Raw genomic sequence first — 17,533 nt, forward strand, 5'->3', positions numbered from 1 at the left:
GGGCCCATGCAGACCCCGTCGGACCGGCACGCATACCCCTCCCACTGGGAAGCCGATGTCGTCCTGCGTGACGGAGGCACCGCCCGGATCAGGCCGATCACGGCCGAGGACGCGGACCGCCTGGTCAGCTTCTACGAACAGGTCTCGGACGAGTCGAAGTACTACCGCTTCTTCGCGCCCTACCCCCGTCTGTCCGCCAAGGACGTGCACCGCTTCACCCATCACGACCAGGTGGACCGGGTGGGTCTCGCGGCCACCGTGGGCGGTGAGTTCATCGCCACCGTGCGCTTCGACCGCATCGACGAGCGCGGCATGTCCGCCAGCGCGCCCGCCGACGAGGCCGAGGTCGCCTTCCTCGTGCAGGACGCCCATCAGGGCAGGGGGGTCGCCTCCACCCTGCTCGAACACATCGCCGCCGTCGCCAGGGAGCGCGGCATCCGCCGCTTCGCCGCCGAGGTGCTGCCCGCGAACACCAAGATGATCAAGGTGTTCACGGATGCGGGCTACCAGCAGAAGCGCAGCTTCGAGGACGGCGTCGTACGGCTCGAATTCGATCTGGAACCGACCGACCGCTCCCTCGCCGTGCAGCGCGCCCGTGAGCAGCGGGCCGAGGCGCGGTCGGTGCAGCGGCTGCTCACGCCGAAGTCGGTCGCGGTCATCGGCGTCGGACGCACGCCGGGCGGCGTGGGGCGCAGCGTCCTGCGGAACCTGCGCGAGGCGGGCTTCACGGGGCGGCTGTACGCGGTGAACGGCGCGTTCGAGAAAGGCACCGAGGTCGACGGGGTGCCCGCGTACCGCTCTGTGCGGGACATCGAAGAGACGGTCGAGCTCGCCGTCGTCACCGTGCCCGCCGAGCGGGTGCCGCAGGCCGTCGACGAGTGCGGCGAGCGTGGGGTGCTCGGACTCGTCGTGATCTCCGCCGGATACGCGGAGAGCGGCCCCGAAGGGCGGGAGCGGCAGCGCGAACTGGTGCGCCAGGCGCGGTCGTACGGCACGCGCATCCTCGGCCCGAACGCCTTCGGGGTCATCAATACGTCGCCGGACGTACGCCTCAACGCCTCGCTGGCCCCGCATCCTCCCGAGCGCGGCAGGATCGGCCTCTTCACGCAGTCCGGTGCGATCGGCATCGCGCTCCTCTCCGGGCTGCACCGGCGTGGTGCGGGCCTGTCGACCTTCGTGAGCGCGGGCAATCGCGCGGATGTGTCGGGCAACGACGTCCTCCAGTACTGGTACGAGGACCCGGACACCGATGTCGCCCTGATGTACCTCGAATCCATCGGCAACCCGCGCAAGTTCACCCGGCTCGCCCGGCGCGCGGCCACGGCCAAGCCGCTGGTCGTGGTGCAGGGGGCGAAGCACAGCGGAATCGCGCCCACGGGCCACGCCGTGCAGGCCACGCGGCTTCCGTATGCCACGGTGTCGGCGCTGCTCCGCCAGGCGGGAGTCATCCGGGTCGACACCGTGACGGAGATGGTGGACGCGGGGCTGCTGCTCGCGGGGCAGCCGTTGCCCTCCGGGCCGCGGGTGGCGATCCTCGGCAACTCCGAATCGCTCGGGCTGCTCACGTTCGACGCGTGTGTCGCCGACGGGCTCCGGCCGCTGCCGCCGGTGGATCTGACCACGGGTGCCACTCCCGCGGACTTCCGCGTGGCGCTCGCCGACGCGCTGTCGGACGACGCCTGCGATGCCGTGATCGTCACCGCCATCCCCTGGGTGGGCGAGGACGGGGCCACCACCACCGCCCCCGAGGGGGAGGAGCTTGCCGCTGCGTTGCGGGCGGCTTCTGCCGGGTGCCCGGCGAAGCCGGTAGCCGTGGTCCACGTGGAACTCGGCGGCCTCGCCGAAGCGTTGGCTGCCGCCAGCCGGACCCGGCCTGACGCCGCTGCCCGGGTTTCCTCCGCACCCGGCAGCGAGCGCTGTGCCCACCCGCCCCGCCCCGCGGAACGCCCGCCCACGGCAACGACGGCTGCGGAGAGCGCCCCCGAAGCCTCCGGCCCGGCCCAGCCGCACCGAATCCCCGCCTACCCCGCCGCCGAACGCGCCGTCCGGGCCCTCGCCGAAGCCGTGAAGTACGCCCAGTGGCGGCGCGAGGCCAAGGAACCCGGCAAGGTCCACGAGTACGAGGACATCGACGAGAGCGGCACCGCCCGGCGGATCGACGAGCTGCTCGCCGCGCAGGACGACCCGCGCGGCGCCACCCTCGCCCAGGACGACGCCCGCGAACTGCTCGGGCGGTACGGCATCGACGTACGGGACGCCCGGCCCGCGCCCGACCCGGACGCGGCCGTGGCCGCCGCCCGCGCGCTCGGCTACCCCGTGGCCCTCAAGACCACGGCCCCGCACCTGCGCCACCGCGCCGACCTCGGCGGCGTGCGGCTCGACCTGGCGGACGAGGAACAACTGCGCCGGGCCTACGAAGATTTGACCCGCGCCTTCGGCAGGCCCGCCGAGCTGCGGCCCGTCGTGCAGGCGATGGCGCCCCGCGGCGTCGACACCGTCGTCCGGGCGGTCATCGACCCGGCGGCCGGAGCGGTGCTCTCGTTCGGGCTCGCCGGCGCCGCGTCCGAGCTGCTCGGCGACACCGGGCACCGCCTCGTCCCGGTCACCGAGCGCGACGCGGGTTCCCTGGTCAGGTCCATCCGGACCGCCCCGCTCCTCTTCGGCTGGCGCGGTTCGGCGCCGGTCGACACCCCGGCACTCGAAGAGCTGCTCCAGCGGGTCTCGCGCCTCGTCGACGATCACCCCGAGGTGGTCGCCGTGTCCCTGGAGCCCGTGGTCGTCGCCCAGCGCGGCCTTTCCGTGCTCGGCGCCTCCGTGCGGCTCGCGCCCCCGCCGGCCCGCGGCGACCTCGGCCCGCGGTCGCTGCCCGGGTACTGAGGCGGCCAGTGGGGCACCGTGCGCCCTCCGTCGGGTCGTAGGATGGACGGCATGGCAAAGACCGGTACGACGACCCAGGGGCTGCGCGCGGCGATCGAGCGCAGCGGCTACTACCCGGCCCTCGTGGCCGAGGCGGTGGAGGCCGCGATCGGCGGCGAACCCATCGGGTCCTACCTGGTCCACCAGGAGACCACGTTCGACGCGAACGAAGTGCGCCGGCACGTGACGGTCCTCGTCCTGACGGGCACGCGCTTCATCGTCAGCCACACCGACGAGCAGGCCGCGGACAGCACCTCCCCGACGCCGTACGCGACGACCTCCACGGAGTCCGTGAAAATCGGCCGGATCTCGTCCGTGGTCGTCAGCCGCGTCGTCGCCAACCCCGAGAAGTACGTGCCGGGCTCGCTGCCCCGCGAGGTCGTCCTGACCATCGGCTGGGGCGCCGTGTCGCGCATCGACCTGGAGCCCGCCGCCTGCGGCGACCCCAACTGCGAGGCGGACCACGGCTACACCGGCAGCTCCACCGCCGACGACCTCAGCCTCCGCGTCAGCGAGGCGGGCGACGGACCGGACACGGTGCGCCAGACCCTGGCCTTCGCCCAGGCGCTGTCCGAGGCGACCGCGGACACCGCCCGCTGATGTCCCTGCCCGCCTGGGACGACGTACAGCCGCTCGCCCTCGACTCCGCCCCCCTGCCCGAGTACGGCGTGGGCTCGCTCGCCGACCTGTTGCCCACGCTCGTCTCCCACCAGGGTGTCGAGGGCTTCACGCCCGTCATCCCGGAACTCGCCCCGGCCGACCGGAACTGCGTCTTCCTGATCGACGGCCTCGGCTGGCAGCAACTGCGTGCCCACCCGGACGAGGCGCCCTTCCTGACCTCGCTCATCGGTTCGTCGCGCGGCGGCACGGGCCGCCCGATCACCGCGGGCTTCCCCGCCACCACCGCGACCTCCCTGGCCTCGGTCGGCACGGGCCTGCCGCCCGCGTCGCACGGCCTGCCGGGCTACACCGTGCGCAACCCCGCCACCGGCGAGCTGATGAACCAGCTCCGCTGGAACCCGTGGACGGACCCGCGCAAGTGGCAGCCGTACCCCACCGTCTTCCAGCAGGCCCACGCGGCGGGCGTGCACACCGCACAGGTGTCGTCCCCGACCTTCGAGAACACGCCGCTCACCAAGATCGCGCTGAGCGGCGGCAGCTTCCGCGGCCGGCTCTCCGGCGAGGACCGCATGGACCTCGCGGCCGAGCAACTGGGTGCGGGCGACCGCTCGCTGGTCTACACGTACTACGCGGAGGTCGACGGCAAGGGGCACCGCTTCGGCGTCGACTCCGACGCCTGGCGCGGCCAGCTGATGTACGTCGACCGTCTGGTCCAGCGCCTCGCCGAGCAACTCCCGCCGCGCAGCGCCCTGTACGTGACCGCCGACCACGGCATGCTCGACATCCCCTTCGACGAGCAGTCCCGCATCGACTTCGACGAGGACTGGGAGCTGCGCGCCGGAGTCGCCCTCCTCGGCGGCGAGGGCCGCGCCCGCCATGTGTACGCGGTCCCGGGTGCCGAGAACGACGTCCTGACCGTCTGGCGCGAGGTGCTCGGCGAGCAGTTCTGGGTGGCGAGCCGGGACGAGGCCATCGCGGCGGGCTGGTTCGGCCCGCCCGGCGCCATGGACGAGCGGGTGTACGGACGCATCGGCGACGTCATCGCGGCGGCCCACGACGACGTGGCGATCATCGCCTCCGAGAAGGAACCGAAGGAATCGGCCCTGGTCGGCATGCACGGCTCCATGACCCCCGTCGAGCAGCTCGTGCCGCTCATCGAAGTACGCTCCTGATCAGACCGCCGACCCGCACCGCCCCCGCACGCCCCGAAAGGCCGCAACTCCCCATGCCCGAGCTGGTGTTCTTCTCCGGAACGATGGACTGCGGAAAGAGCACCCTGGCTCTGCAGATCGAGCACAACCGATCGGCCCGCGGCCTGAAGGGGATGATCTTCACCCGTGACGACCGCGCCGGCGAGGGCAAGCTCTCCTCGCGGCTCGGCCTCGTCACGGACGCCATCGAGGCCGCGGACGGCTTTGACTTCTACGCCCACCTCGTCGACCACCTCTCCCAGGGCGGCCGCGCGGACTACGTGATCGCGGACGAGGCGCAGTTCCTCGCCCCCGGCCAGATCGACCAGCTGGCGCGCGTCGTCGACGACCTGGGCCTCGACGTCTTCGCCTTCGGCATCACCACCGACTTCCGCTCCAAGCTCTTCCCCGGCTCGCAGCGACTGGTCGAAATCGCCGACCGCGTCGAGGTGTTGCAGGTCGAGGCGCTGTGCTGGTGCGGCGCCCGCGCCACCCACAACGCCCGCACCATAGGCGGTGCGATGGTCGTCGAAGGCGCGCAGGTCGTCATCGGCGACGTCGACCACGCGGCGGACGAGGTGGGCTACGAGGTGCTGTGCCGCCGCCACCACAGGCGCCGGATGACGGCGGCGACCTCGCGCGCGGGCGCCCTGTCGCCGGACGTGCTGCCGGTCGACACGTCCGCGCGCGTCTGAGTCAGCTCTCCGAGCGCACGAGTGTGAAGACCGCCCCCTCCGGGTCGGCGACCGTGGCCTCCTGGCCGTGGGCGCCTGCGTGCGGGGGCCTGATGACGTGGCCGCCGAGTTCCACGACCCGCTCCACCGACTCGTCCACGTCGGCGACCTCGAAGTACGTCATCCAGTGCGCGCCCCGGTCCCGCGGCAGCGCCTGGCCCACGCCGTGCACCGAGGCCACCGGGCGGCCCTCGACCTGCAGCGTCACGTAGTCGAAGTCGGCCGAGACGACCGCCTCTTCGGTATATCCGAAGACCGCTTGATAGAACTTGACGACGCCCGCCGTCTCCTGCGTGACCAGTTCGTTCCAGGCCGGGGCCCCGGGCTCCCCGCCGAGCGCGGCGCCCACATGCTCCGCCGCCTGCCAGATCCCGAACACCGCGCCCGCGGGGTCCACCGCGATGGCCATCCGCCCGGCCGCGCCCGCGTCCAGCGGTCCGACGCCGATCGTGCCGCAGCAGTGCCGTACGGCCTCGGCCGTGGCGTTCACGTCGTCCGACGCCAGGTACGGCGTCCAGGCGATCGGCAGGTGGTGGTCGGGCGGCAGCTGACCGATCCCGGCGACCTCGTGGCCGTCGAGCAGCGCCCGTACGTAGGGCCCGAGCTGCTCCGGCCCCGGCCGGAACTCCCAGCCGAACAAGGCTCCGTAGAACTCCTGGGTCGTGGCCAGGCCATGCGCCATCAGACTCACCCAGGTGGGTGTGCCGGGCGCGCGGCGGACGGCCCCCGAGCCGTCATGCCGGCCCGTCGACCCCCGTGCCTCCGTCATCGTCACTCTCTCCTCGGCCCTTCAGGTGGCCGCTCGGCTCCGCATTTCGCATGCACGTACCTGTGTCGCGCCCTGGCCCGCCCGTGCAGATGCTCGCACCACCTGTGACGCCCCGCGCCCCGGCCGCGCCGCTTGTTCCGGCTCCGCCCCAGAGGATGCCCGGTTTGCCGTTCCTCATCCGTAAACGCGCGGTTGCTCTGTGGTGTCGTTCGGCAGTACACGGTGTGCCCGCTTCCATACGCCGCGTGTTCGGCGGTCGTACGGCGGAGCAGGGTAGCCGGACCTGGCCGATGCGGCCACCCCGTGCGCAAGGATGGGGCCCATGAATGCCATCATCTCCGCATCCGAACTCGCGAGCGACCTGGCGGGCGAGAACCCGCCAGTGCTCCTGGACATCCGCTGGCAGCTGAGCACCGCCAAGGCGGCGGGTGCCCCCGCCTTCGACGGCCGGGCCGAGTACGAGAAGGGGCACATCCCGGGCGCCGTCTTCGTCGACCTGGACGCCGATCTCGCGGGGCCGGCCGGCTCGGGCGGACGGCATCCGCTGCCGGACGTGCGGCACTTCGGAGCGGTGATGCGGGCGGCCGGGGTCTCGGCCGACCGGGACGTGATCGTGTACGACGGCGGGCAGGGCTGGGCCGCCGCACGCGCCTGGTGGCTGTTGCGCTGGACGGGTCACCCCTCCGTGCGGGTGCTCGACGGCGGGCTCGCCGCGTGGGGCGGCCGGCTGGAGTCCGGGGACGAGCGCCCGGCGGCCCCGGGGTCGTTCGCCCCCGAGACGAACACCACCGACCTCCTAGACGCCGACGCCGCGGCGGCCCTCGCCCGCTCCGGGCTGCTCCTGGACGCCCGCGCGGCCGAGCGCTACCGCGGTGACGTGGAGCCGATCGACCGGGTCGGCGGTCACATCCCGGGCGCGGTGTCCGCGCCGACCACGGAGAACGTCACGGCCGACGGCACTTTCAAGCCGGCCGCCGACCTCGCGGACCGCTTCAACTCCCTGGGCGCGTCCGACACTTCCGAGGTCGGCGTCTACTGCGGCTCAGGGGTGTCCGGCGCCCACGAGGTGCTCGCCCTCGCGGTGGCGGGCATCCCGGCGTCGCTGTACGTCGGCTCGTGGTCGGAGTGGTCATCGGACGAGTCCCGCCCGGTGGCCAAGGGCCCGGACCCGCAGTAGCCGAGGCACGTCAGGGGCCCCGCACCTGCACGGTGCGGGGCCCCTGACGGCTTACGACGCCTTGCTACTCCTGCTTCTTGCGGCGCGTGCCGAAGACGATCTCGTCCCAACTGGGCACTGCCGCGCGTCGGCCCGGACGGACGCCGTCCGCCTCCGCCTGGCGGTCGGTGGTGCCGGTCAGGCGGTCGCGGTGGCTGGCCACCGAGCGCGGCATCAGGACGTCCGCGTACGCGGCGCCCGCGCCGGCCGATGCCGCGGGGGGCTCCTCCGCGTCCGGGTCCTGCTCGGGCTCCTCCGCGGGCGGGAGATCAGTCGCCGGGAGCGCGGGGCGCTCCGGCACGATCATGTCGCCGCGGAAGCTCGGCACCGCCTCCAGGAGGCTGGTGAGCGAGTCCCGCTCCGACTCCGACACGGCGGCGGTCGCGGCGGTCGACGTGCCCTCCTCCGCAGGTTCCGGAGGCAGCGGCACGCCGGGACGCTCCAACTGCCGGTCCAGGGCGCGGTCCAGCGGCCGGTCGAGCGAGGGCCGGTCACGGGGCAGCCGTGCGATGCGCGGCACGAACGGGAAGCTGGGCTCGGGCGCGGCGATGTCGTCCGTCTCGCCGATCAGCGAACGCGCCTCGTCGTCCACGGCCTGTACAAGCCGCCGCGGCGGGTCGTACGTCCAGCTCGCGGAGTGCGGTTCGGTCGCGACGCGGTAGACGAGCAGGACCTCCCAGGTGCCGTCGTCGCGGCGCCAGGAGTCCCACTGGACGGTTTCCTTGTCGGCGCCGCGCAGGAGCAGACGCTCCGAGACGGCCTCGCCGAGCTGGGGTCCGGTGTTCTCGCCGGGACGGCGCACGGGAGTCTTGCGGGCCCGCTCAGCCATGAAGGCGCGCTCGGCGAGCACGGGTCCCTCGAAGCGGCGGACGCGGTCGACGGGGATTCCGGCGAGCGAGGCGACTTCCTCCGCGCTGGCACCGGCACGTATACGCGCCTGGATGTCGCGGGGACGGAGGTGGCTCTCCACCTCGATCTCGATCTGGCCGAGACGCGGACGGTCACCGCGCACCGCGGCGCGCAGTCGCTCGTCGATCGGAAGCGTGTACTCCGTGCTGTCCGCAGCCTTCAGCACCAGCCGTGTGCCGTCGTTGCTGACGGCCACGACACGCAGTTCGGGCATGGGGACCTCCCGGGTGGTGCCTGCCGACGTCACGTGCGTCGCTGCTTCCGCTAGTCGAGTGTGGCCTGCCCGGGTGCAGCCTGCCACAACCTTGCCGAGTTGCCCGGCGTGTCGGGCATGGGCCCAAGGTCGCCGTTATGGCACGGTTACCTCTTCGCAACTCTCAGTGACCAATTTGGTCACCCTGTGCAGCGAGCCCCCTCCCGGCGGACCTGGCAGGCCCCGGGCACCCAGGTGGGAGACCGGACCCAGGGCTCGCAACAGTACTCCATTCGGGCCATGCGGGTGGTCCGCCGCGCCGCCGAAGTTCTCACGGGGGACGGGAGTTGGCGCCTCTTGATACCCGGGCAGGGTGGTGCACGAGTGGCACACTTCACGGAATCTCCAAAAGCGGAACTATCCACTTCACCCATACGTCCCTTTCTCGTGCAGTCAGTCGAGAAAGGCAGGCAAGGGTCGGAGATGCGTGAAAAGCCGGATTCCGGCAAGGAGTCGAAGGACCGGACGGAGCCGACGGACTCGGGGGAGACGAAGCGGCGTCTCGATCTGAGCGTGCCGCAGGTGGCGGGAAGCGCCGTGGCGGCTGTCGTGGCGGCGAAGCTCGCGTCGAGCTTCGGTGTCTACGGCACGATCCTCGGCGCCGGCGTGGTGAGTGCCGTCGCGACCTGCGGCGGCACGATCTTCCAGCACTTCTTCAGCCGCACGGGCGAGCAGATACGTGACGTCACGGTGCAGGCCAAGCCAAGGGCTCGGCAGGTCCCGCTGACCGACGGCTCGGGAGCGCCGGTGGCGGAGACGTTCAGAGCGGCGGCCCACACGGGTGCGGCAGCGCGCACCGGGGCGGGGCCCGTGACGACGACATGGGGGAGGACGGTCGAGCCGGACGCCGCTTCGGTGCCGCCTTCCGCGGGTGACGTGGACGCGGACCGCACGACCGTGCTTCCCGCCACCACCGCCGTTGACGCGGATCGCACGAACGTGCTCCCGCTGGTGGACGCCGACACGGACCGCACGACACTGCTGCCCGCGGTGGACACCGGAGCCGACGCCGAGAAGACGCAAGTGCTCGGTTCGGTCGACGCCACACAGCTCGTGCCCCGGGACGACGCGACGCGCGTCCTGCGACAGGCGGCGCCGCCCGCGCCACAGGAACCGGCGGCACCACCGCTTCCCTCCGACGAGTTCACCCACGGCACCACGCACCGCACACAGGTCCGCAGCTGGAAGCGGCCGTTGATCGCGGCCGCGGTGGTCTTCGGTGTTGCCATGGCCGGCATCACGACGTACGAGATCGTCTCCGGCGAGGACTTCAGCGGGGGCCACGGCACCACGATCGGCAACGGCTTCTCGGGCCGGAACAGCTCGCCGAACCAGCAGCCCACCCCCTCGACCGATCCCTCCGGGCAGCCGTCCGACGGCGCTTCCACGGGCACGGACGACGGTTCGCAGCAGGACGGCGACGCGTCGCAGGACCCGGAAGGGACGAACTCGCAGGCGCCGGACAACGGCAACGACTCGGGCTCCGGCTCGAAGGACGACCCCGACAAGGGATCGGGCTCCGGCACGGACTCCGGGGACGACGACGGCTCGAAGACGGACCCGACCCCGACGCCGACCCCCACCCCGACTCCGACGCCGACCCCGTCGAGCGGTGACGACACCGACGGCGGAAGCGACGTCCAGCGGGGAGAGACCGCCACTCCGTAGCCGGCCCTCCCCGTGGGCGGCGGTCCTCAGTCGCCCAGGACGCGCCGCAAGTAGTCGTTGCCGAACATGCGCTCCGGGTCGAGGCGGTCACGCAAGGCCGTGAACTCGGCGAAGCGCGGGTAGGCCTGCGCGAAGTAGTCGGCGCCGCGGGTGTGGATCTTGCCCCAGTGGGGCCGCCCCTCGTGCGCGGTGAAGATCCGCTCCGCTGCGGTGAAGTACGCCTGGTAGGGCGTGCCCCGGTACATGTGGACGGCGATGTACGCGCTCTCCCGGCCCGAGGCCGTGGAGAGCGCGATGTCGTCCGCGGGGGCCGTACGGACCTCCACGGGGAAGCTGATCCGCAGATTCGAGCGCTCCACCATCGTCTTCAGCTCACGCAGCGTCTCCACGAGGGCCGCCCGCGGAACGGCGTACTCCATCTCCACGAAGCGCACGCGGCGCGGGCTTGTGAAGACCTTGTAGGGGATGTCCGTGTAGGTGCGGGCGGAGAGTGCCTTGCTGGAGATCTTGGCGATGCCCGGGATGGTCGCGGGGACGGCCCTGCCGATCGTGTTGACCACCTGGAAGAGGCCGTTGGAGAGAATCTCGTCCTCTACGAAGGCGCTGACTTTGCCGGGCGGGGCGGCGGGGCCCAGGCTGCGGTTGTTGCGCTTGGTGGTGCAGTTGCCGGTGTGCGGGAACCAGTAGAACTCGAAGTGTTCGTTCTCCGCGTTCAGCGCGTCGAACTCGCCGGTGACCCTGTCGAAGGTCATGGGCTCCTCACGGGCGGTGAGGAAGAAGACGGGCTCCACGGCGAAGGTGATCGCGCTGATCACGCCGAGAGCGCCGAGGCCGATCCTGGCCGCCGCGAAGACCTCGGCGTTCTCCTTCTCGGAGCAGATGAGGACCGTCCCGTCCGCGGTGACCAGCTCAAGTGCCTTGATCTGGGCGGAGATGGAGGCCGAGTCGCGGCCCGTGCCGTGCGTGCCGGTGCTTGTCGCGCCGGAGACGGTCTGCTCCATGATGTCGCCCATGTTCGTGAGCGACAGGCCCTCGCGGGCGAGCGCCGCGTTCAGGCGCTTGAGCGGAGTGCCCGCTTCCACCGTGACGGTGCCGGCCTCGCGGTCGATCTTCCGGATGCCGGTGAGGAGTTCGGGGCGTATCAGGAGACCGTCGGTCGCCGCGGTCGCCGTGAAGGAGTGGCCGGTGCCGACCGGCTTCGCCCTGAGGCCGTCCTCCCTGGCCGCACGGAGCGCGGCCGAGAGCTCGTCGACCGACGCGGGGGTGACCTCCCTGGCCGGGCGTGCGGTGACGTTGCCTGCCCAGTTACGCCACGGTCCTGTGCTCTTCCCGCTGCCCGTGCCCGTTGCCGTGCTCATGGGTCCCTCCCCGTTGCGGAACCGGCGTTCTCAGCCGGCGATACCCAAGGAACCCGACCGCCACCGCGACGACCCCGGAAAGCCCGGGGACCGCGTACCCGGCGTCCGATCCGGCCGCGTCGATGACCCAGCCGGCCGCGGAGGAGCCGAGCGCGACGCCGACCGCGAGTCCGGTGCTCACCCAGGTCATGCCCTCGGTCAGCTTCGCGCGTGGTACGTGCTGTTCGACGAGGGCCATCGTCGTGATCATGGTCGGCGCTATGGAGAGGCCCGCGATGAACAACGCCACGGCCAGAAACGGAAGGTTCCCGACCAATTGAAGCGGGATCATACTCACGGCCGTCGTACAGACGCCCAGCAGCCACCTCGGGGCGGGAGCGCCCTTGAAGTGCACGAGCCCGAAGGCCGCTCCGGCCAGACAGGAGCCAAGGGCGTACACCGCGAGAGCCAGGCTCGCCATCGCCTTGTGGCCGAGGTCCTCGGCGTACGCGACGGTCACCACGTCGATGGACCCGAAGATCGCGCCGGTCGCCACGAAGGTCGCGACCAGGACCTGCAGCCCGCCGGAGCGCAGCGCCGATTCCTTCGTGTGGTGTTCGCGGCCGTGCGGCACGGGCTCGGTGGCCCGCTGGGCCGTCAGCCAGAAGACGCCCACGGCCAGGAAGACCCCGGCGAGGAGCGGCCCGGCCTCCGGGAACCACACCGTGGAGAGGCCGATCGAGATGATCGGCCCGAAGATGAAGCAGACCTCGTCCACCACGGACTCGAAGGAGTACGCGGTGTGCAGCTGCGGGGTGTCCCGGTAGAGCACCGCCCAGCGCGCCCTGATCATCGAGCCCACGCTCGGCACGCAGCCGACGAGCGCGGCGAAGGCGAAGAGCGTCCAGTCCGGCAGCTCGTACTTCGCGCAGACCAGCAGTCCGGCGACCGCCGCCAGGGACGCCAGGGTCGCGGGCCGCAGCACCCGGCGCTGGCCGTACCGGTCGACCAGACGGGAGATCTGCGGGCCGATCGCGGCGGCCGAGAGCGCCACGGTCGCGGAGAGCGCGCCCGCGAGTCCGTACCGCCCGGTGAGCTGGGACACCATCGTCACGATGCCGATGCCCATCATCGAAAGCGGCATCCGTCCGAGGAAGCCCGCCGTCGAGAACCCCTTGGTGCCGGGGGCGGCGAAGATGGCGCGGTAGGGGCTGGGCACGTGCGACTCCGCTGAGGCGCCGGAGCGGTCGTGCACGGATGTGCGCGCGGGCCCCGGTAAGGCGTAAAGATGGCCAATACAGCTTACGGTTCCGACAGGGCCGGACGCACCATGATTTTCCGGCTGTCAGTGGCGGGTGGCAGGATCGGATACATGTCCGATGCGCTCGATGCCTCTCCCTATGACGCCCTGCTGCTGCTCTCGTTCGGCGGCCCCGAAGGGCCAGACGACGTGGTCCCGTTCCTGGAGAACGTGACGCGGGGCCGCGGCATCCCCAAGGAGCGGCTCAAGGAGGTGGGGCAGCACTACTTCCTGTTCGGCGGCATCAGCCCGATCAACGACCAGAACCGCGCCCTCCTTGACGCGCTGCGCAAGGACTTCGCCGATCACGGGCTCGACCTGCCGGTCTACTGGGGCAACCGCAACTGGGCGCCCTATCTGACCGACACCCTGCGCGAGCTCGTCCAGGACGGCCACCGGCGCGTGCTCGTCCTCGCCACCAGCGCGTACGCCTCGTACTCGGGCTGCCGCCAGTATCGGGAGAACCTGGCCGACTCCCTGGCCGTGCTCGCCTCCGAGGGCCTTGACGTGCCGCGCGTCGACAAGCTGCGGCACTACTTCAACCACCCCGGCTTCGTCCGCCCCATGATCGACGGGGTCCTGAAGTCCCTGGCAGACCTCCCCGAAGACGTGCGGGAAGGGGCGCACCTCGCCTTCACGACGCACTCCATCCCGACGGCGGCCGCCGACACCTCCGGCCGCGTCGAGGACCACGGGGACGGCGGCGCGTACGTCGCGGAGCACCTGGACGTGGCCCGCCTCATCGCCGACGCGGTGCGCGAGGAGACCGGCGTCGAGCACCCCTGGGAGCTCGTCTACCAGTCGCGCAGCGGCGCCCCCCACATCCCGTGGCTCGAGCCCGACATCTGCGATCACCTGGAGGAGCGCCGGGACGCGGGCGCGCCCGCCGTGGTCATGGTCCCGATCGGTTTCGTGTCGGACCACATGGAGGTGCTGTACGACCTCGACACCGAGGCCGAGGCGAAGGCCGCGGAGCTGGGCCTGCCCGTCCGCCGCTCGGCCACGGTGGGCGCCGATCCGCGGTTCGCCGCCGCGGTCCGTGAGCTGGTCCTCGAGCGCTCCGCCGCCGAGAGCGGCCGCGAGGTCGCGCCCTGCGCCCTGGGCGCGCTCGGCGCGAGCCACGACCTCTGCCCGGTGGGCTGCTGCCCGGCGCGCGCCCCGAAGCCGGCCGCAGCCGGCGCCGACAGCCCGTACGCGTAAGGACGCCGACGTGACCGACCTCAAGGCAGAACTCCTCGGCGTCGCCCTGGAGGCCGCGCACCGCGCGGGAGCATTCCTGCGCGACGGACGCCCGGACGACCTGGGCGTGGCCGCCACCAAGACCAGTGCGGTCGATGTCGTCACCGAGATGGACATCGCGTCCGAGAAGCTGATCACCGACTTCCTCGCCGAGCGCAGGCCCGACGACGGGGTGCTGGGCGAGGAGGGCGCGAGCTCCGAGGGCAGCAGCGGCGTCCAGTGGGTGATCGACCCGATCGACGGCACCGTCAACTACCTGTACGGCCGCCCCGATTGGTCGGTGTCCATCGCGGCCCGCAAGGACGGCGAGACGCTGGTCGGCGTGGTGCACGCCCCGATGCGCGGGGAGACCTACCGAGCCGTCCTCGGAGAGGGCGCCTTCGTCAACGACAAGCCCGCGCGCACCCGCCCCGCGCCCCCGTTCGCACAGGCCCTCGTCGGCACCGGGTTCGGTTACGTCGCCGAGCGCCGCGCCCGGCAGGCCGAGGTGGCCCGGCAGCTGATCCCGCTGGTCCGTGACATCCGCCGGGGCGGCTCGGCGGCCATCGACCTCTGCGACGTCGCGCTCGGCCGCCTGGACGCGTACTACGAGCGCGGGCTCAACCCCTGGGACTTCGAGGCCGGAGACCTCGTCGCGCAGGAAGCGGGCGCCCTGACCGGTGGACGCCCCGGAGAGCCCCCCACGGGCGAGCTGACCATCGCGGCCCCGCCCGGCCTCTTCGAGGACCTGCAGGGCCGCCTTGAGGAGCTCGGCGCCTGGCACGACTGACCCGCCGCACGGACCGGCACGCAGAAGGGCCCCGGCATCTCGTCCACGGATGCCGGGGCCCTTGTGCGTGCGATGGATCAGGCGTGCAGCACGCCGACCTCCACGCCGTGCTCGGCGGCCAGACGGTGGAGATCCTCGAGCTCGGCCTGCTCGACCTCGGCAAGGAAGTCGTCGCCCGTCTCACGGGCCTTCGTGAGGTCGGATTCCGTGGCCTTTATGCGCTGCAGCAGTCCTGCGGTAAAAGCGTCCATGGTTGCGCCCCCTCGGCTGGGTCGTGGGTCGATGGCACGGGGGTGTGCCCTCAAGAAGGGGCGATCACGTCTCAAGCCGCCCTGGAGGAAGCGGTTCGTGGCGCGCCACATACAAAGCGTGATCGCGGGGTGTGAGGTCGTCCTCCCCTCGCTCCCTCTCACGGAAACCTCAACCCTCGGAGAAAATCCCGCATTCCCGGGCCAGGACACCGCCTTACAGCCGGTTTATGGCCGAAAGGGGCAGGATGGAGGCCACACCCCACGAACAGACCTGCCCGCAGGGGCACAGAGGAAGGACAGCGACGTGCGCGTACTCGTCGTCGAGGACGAGCAACTGCTCGCCGATGCGGTGGCCACCGGACTGCGCCGGGAGGCCATGGCCGTCGACGTCGTGTACGACGGAGCGGCCGCCCTGGAACGCATCGGGGTCAATGACTACGACGTCGTGGTGCTCGACCGGGACCTCCCGCTCGTGCACGGGGACGACGTCTGCCGCAAGATCGTCGAGCTCGGCATGCCGACCCGCGTCCTGATGCTCACCGCGTCGGGCGACGTCAGCGACCGCGTCGAGGGCCTCGAGATCGGCGCCGACGACTACCTCCCCAAGCCCTTCGCGTTCAGCGAGCTCACGGCACGCGTGCGTGCCCTCGGGCGGCGTACGAGCGTGCCGCTGCCGCCCGTCCTGGAGCGCGCCGGGATCAAGCTCGACCCGAACCGCCGCGAGATCTTCCGCGACGGCAAGGAGATCCAGCTCGCGCCCAAGGAGTTCGCCGTCCTCGAAGTGCTGCTGCGCAGCGAGGGCGCCGTCGTCTCCGCCGAGCAGCTCCTCGAGAAGGCCTGGGACGAGAACACCGATCCGTTCACGAACGTGGTCCGGGTGACCGTCATGACCCTGCGGCGAAAGCTCGGCGAGCCCGCCGTCATCGTGACGGTGCCCGGCTCCGGCTACCGGATCTGATTCCCGGTGGCCGCGACCCCGGCGCCACCAGGAGCGCCTCCGAAACCCACCTGGGACCCCAGGAAGGCCGAGCCGCCCTTTCCGTGGCTGCGGCCCACGATCCGCATACGGCTCACGTTGCTGTACGGCGGCATGTTCCTGATCGCGGGCATCCTGCTGCTCTCGATCATCTACCTGCTGGCCGCGCAGGCACTGAACGTGGGCAGTGACCTGCCGTTCAAGATCGTCTCCGGCCAGGTGGCCAGCGACTCCTGCAACTTCCCGAGCTCGCCGTCGGCCGGTGAGCTCAACAACGCCATGAACGCCTGCGTCAACGAACAGCGTCAGCACGCCCTGGACAACCTCCTGAGCCGCTCGCTGCTCGCCCTGCTCGGGCTCGCGGTGATCGCCTTCGCCTTCGGTTACGCGATGGCGGGCCGCGTCCTGTCGCCGCTGGGCCGCATCACGCGCACCGCGCGCCGGGTGGCCGGCACGGACCTCTCGCGGCGCATCGAACTGGACGGCCCGGACGACGAGTTGAAGGAGCTCTCGGACACCTTCGACGAGATGCTGGACCGCCTGGAGCGGGCCTTCACGGCTCAGCAGCGGTTCGTCGGCAACGCGTCGCACGAGCTGCGCACCCCGCTGGCGATCAACCGCACGCTGCTCGAGGTGCACCTCTCCGACCCGGGGGCGCCCGCCGAGCTCCAGCAGCTCGGCAAGACGCTCCTGGCGACCAACGAACGCAGCGAGCAGCTCGTGGAGGGCCTGCTGCTGCTCGCCCGCAGCGACAACCAGATCGTGGAGCGCAAACCGGTCGACCTCGCCGAGGTCGCCGACCGCGCCGTCGACCAGGTGCTGGCCGAGGCGGACGCGAAGGGCGTGGAGATCCGCGGTGAGCGCGGCCCGGCCGTCGTGCAGGGCAACGGCGTACTCCTGGAGCGGATCGCCCTGAACCTCGTCCAGAACGCCGTCAGGTACAACGTGCCGGACGAGGGCTGGGTCGAGGTCACCACGGAGGCCCAGCACGGCCAGGCGGTCCTCGTGGTGTCGAACACGGGCCCCGTGGTGCCCGCGTACGAGATCGACAACCTCTTCGAGCCGTTCCGGCGGCTCAGGACCGAGCGCACGGGCAGCGACAAGGGCGTGGGACTCGGCCTGTCGATCGCCCGGTCGGTGGCACGGGCCCACGGGGGCCGTATCATCGCGGAGCCGCGCGAGGGGGGAGGGCTCGTGATGCGAGTCACCCTTCCTCTCTGAGATGCTGCCGCAGACGCGCCGCCATGTTCGCTTTGCGCGGAATTTTCGGGACCTGTTCCCAGAGATTTCCTGTGCGATCGATCACAGGGGCGAATTTTCGGCCATCTACTCTCCGTGATCGTGAAAGTCGTTGGAAAGCCGGGAAAATCCGGGTTTTCAGGGGT

15 protein-coding genes are annotated in these 17,533 nt (G+C 71.7%); 10 read left to right on the top strand and 5 right to left on the bottom strand.

All coding sequences use genetic code 11. The features are described from left to right. Window positions 1–6 precede the first annotated feature (6 nt). The 4 genes from ACWD02_RS17760 to ACWD02_RS17775 are packed head-to-tail and all read left to right on the top strand — an operon-like array spanning window position 7 to window position 5,422. Window positions 7–2,877, top strand: coding sequence for a bifunctional acetate--CoA ligase family protein/GNAT family N-acetyltransferase (locus ACWD02_RS17760; RefSeq protein WP_451211084.1), 2,871 nt, complete (start codon window positions 7–9; stop codon window positions 2,875–2,877). Window positions 2,878–2,919: 42 nt separating this feature from the next. Continuing rightward, window positions 2,920–3,516 (top strand): DUF5998 family protein, encoded by a 597-nt coding sequence (locus tag ACWD02_RS17765; protein ID WP_361842999.1) that lies wholly within the window; start codon window positions 2,920–2,922, stop codon window positions 3,514–3,516. Continuing rightward, complete coding sequence (locus ACWD02_RS17770) at window positions 3,516–4,709, top strand: alkaline phosphatase family protein (protein ID WP_451211087.1); 1,194 nt, start codon at window positions 3,516–3,518, stop codon at window positions 4,707–4,709. The genes ACWD02_RS17765 and ACWD02_RS17770 overlap by 1 nt, the downstream gene beginning before the upstream one ends. 53 nt (window positions 4,710–4,762) lie before the next feature. Beyond that, entirely contained in the window at window positions 4,763–5,422 is a 660-nt protein-coding gene (locus tag ACWD02_RS17775; RefSeq protein WP_451211089.1) for a thymidine kinase, read from the top strand. Window position 5,423: 1 nt separating this feature from the next. Here the strand turns inward: ACWD02_RS17775 and ACWD02_RS17780 are convergent, their stop codons facing one another. Continuing rightward, window positions 5,424–6,230 (bottom strand): VOC family protein, encoded by an 807-nt coding sequence (locus tag ACWD02_RS17780; RefSeq protein ID WP_451211092.1) that lies wholly within the window; start codon window positions 6,228–6,230, stop codon window positions 5,424–5,426. Between the two features lie 322 nt (window positions 6,231–6,552). Here ACWD02_RS17780 and ACWD02_RS17785 point away from each other — a divergent pair, with 322 nt between their 5' ends. After that, a complete protein-coding gene (locus tag ACWD02_RS17785) occupies window positions 6,553–7,407 on the top strand; it encodes a sulfurtransferase (protein WP_451211094.1) in 855 nt (284 codons plus the stop codon). 64 nt (window positions 7,408–7,471) lie between these two features. Here the strand turns inward: ACWD02_RS17785 and sepH are convergent, their stop codons facing one another. Beyond that, window positions 7,472–8,569: a septation protein SepH gene (sepH, locus tag ACWD02_RS17790; protein WP_451211097.1), complete on the bottom strand. Its 1,098-nt coding sequence runs from the start codon at window positions 8,567–8,569 to the stop codon at window positions 7,472–7,474. 462 nt (window positions 8,570–9,031) lie between these two features. On the opposite strand from sepH, the gene ACWD02_RS17795 reads away from it, so the two are divergent. Next, a complete protein-coding gene (locus tag ACWD02_RS17795) occupies window positions 9,032–10,276 on the top strand; it encodes a hypothetical protein (protein WP_451211099.1) in 1,245 nt (414 codons plus the stop codon). Window positions 10,277–10,302: 26 nt separating this feature from the next. Here ACWD02_RS17795 and ACWD02_RS17800 read toward each other — a convergent pair whose 3' ends face one another. Both ACWD02_RS17800 and ACWD02_RS17805 read right to left on the bottom strand, forming a co-directional pair. Further along, the gene (locus tag ACWD02_RS17800; RefSeq protein ID WP_451211100.1) at window positions 10,303–11,634 is read right to left on the bottom strand and encodes a D-arabinono-1,4-lactone oxidase; all 1,332 of its coding nucleotides are present in this window, start codon (window positions 11,632–11,634) and stop codon (window positions 10,303–10,305) included. Then, window positions 11,582–12,832 carry an MFS transporter gene (locus ACWD02_RS17805; RefSeq protein WP_451211104.1) on the bottom strand — a complete coding sequence of 417 codons (1,251 nt, stop codon included), beginning with the start codon at window positions 12,830–12,832 and terminating at the stop codon, window positions 11,582–11,584. Before ACWD02_RS17805 ends, ACWD02_RS17800 begins: the two co-directional genes overlap by 53 nt. Window positions 12,833–12,985: 153 nt before the next feature. On the opposite strand from ACWD02_RS17805, the gene ACWD02_RS17810 reads away from it, so the two are divergent. Next, a complete protein-coding gene (locus ACWD02_RS17810; protein ID WP_451211107.1) occupies window positions 12,986–14,113 on the top strand; it encodes a ferrochelatase in 1,128 nt (375 codons plus the stop codon). A 10-nt stretch (window positions 14,114–14,123) separates the two neighbouring features. Further along, entirely contained in the window at window positions 14,124–14,921 is a 798-nt protein-coding gene (locus tag ACWD02_RS17815; RefSeq protein ID WP_451211109.1) for an inositol monophosphatase family protein, read from the top strand. A 77-nt stretch (window positions 14,922–14,998) separates the two neighbouring features. Here ACWD02_RS17815 and ACWD02_RS17820 read toward each other — a convergent pair whose 3' ends face one another. Further along, window positions 14,999–15,172: a hypothetical protein gene (locus ACWD02_RS17820; protein WP_351173867.1), complete on the bottom strand. Its 174-nt coding sequence runs from the start codon at window positions 15,170–15,172 to the stop codon at window positions 14,999–15,001. 304 nt (window positions 15,173–15,476) lie between these two features. Here ACWD02_RS17820 and ACWD02_RS17825 point away from each other — a divergent pair, with 304 nt between their 5' ends. Beyond that, window positions 15,477–16,130: a response regulator transcription factor gene (locus ACWD02_RS17825; protein WP_135331070.1), complete on the top strand. Its 654-nt coding sequence runs from the start codon at window positions 15,477–15,479 to the stop codon at window positions 16,128–16,130. A 6-nt stretch (window positions 16,131–16,136) separates the two neighbouring features. After that, on the top strand, window positions 16,137–17,369 hold the full coding sequence (locus ACWD02_RS17830; protein WP_451211113.1) for a sensor histidine kinase: 1,233 nt from the start codon (window positions 16,137–16,139) through the stop codon (window positions 17,367–17,369). Window positions 17,370–17,533: the final 164 nt, after the last annotated feature.

Source organism: Streptomyces sp. NPDC002853 (assembly GCF_053591915.1).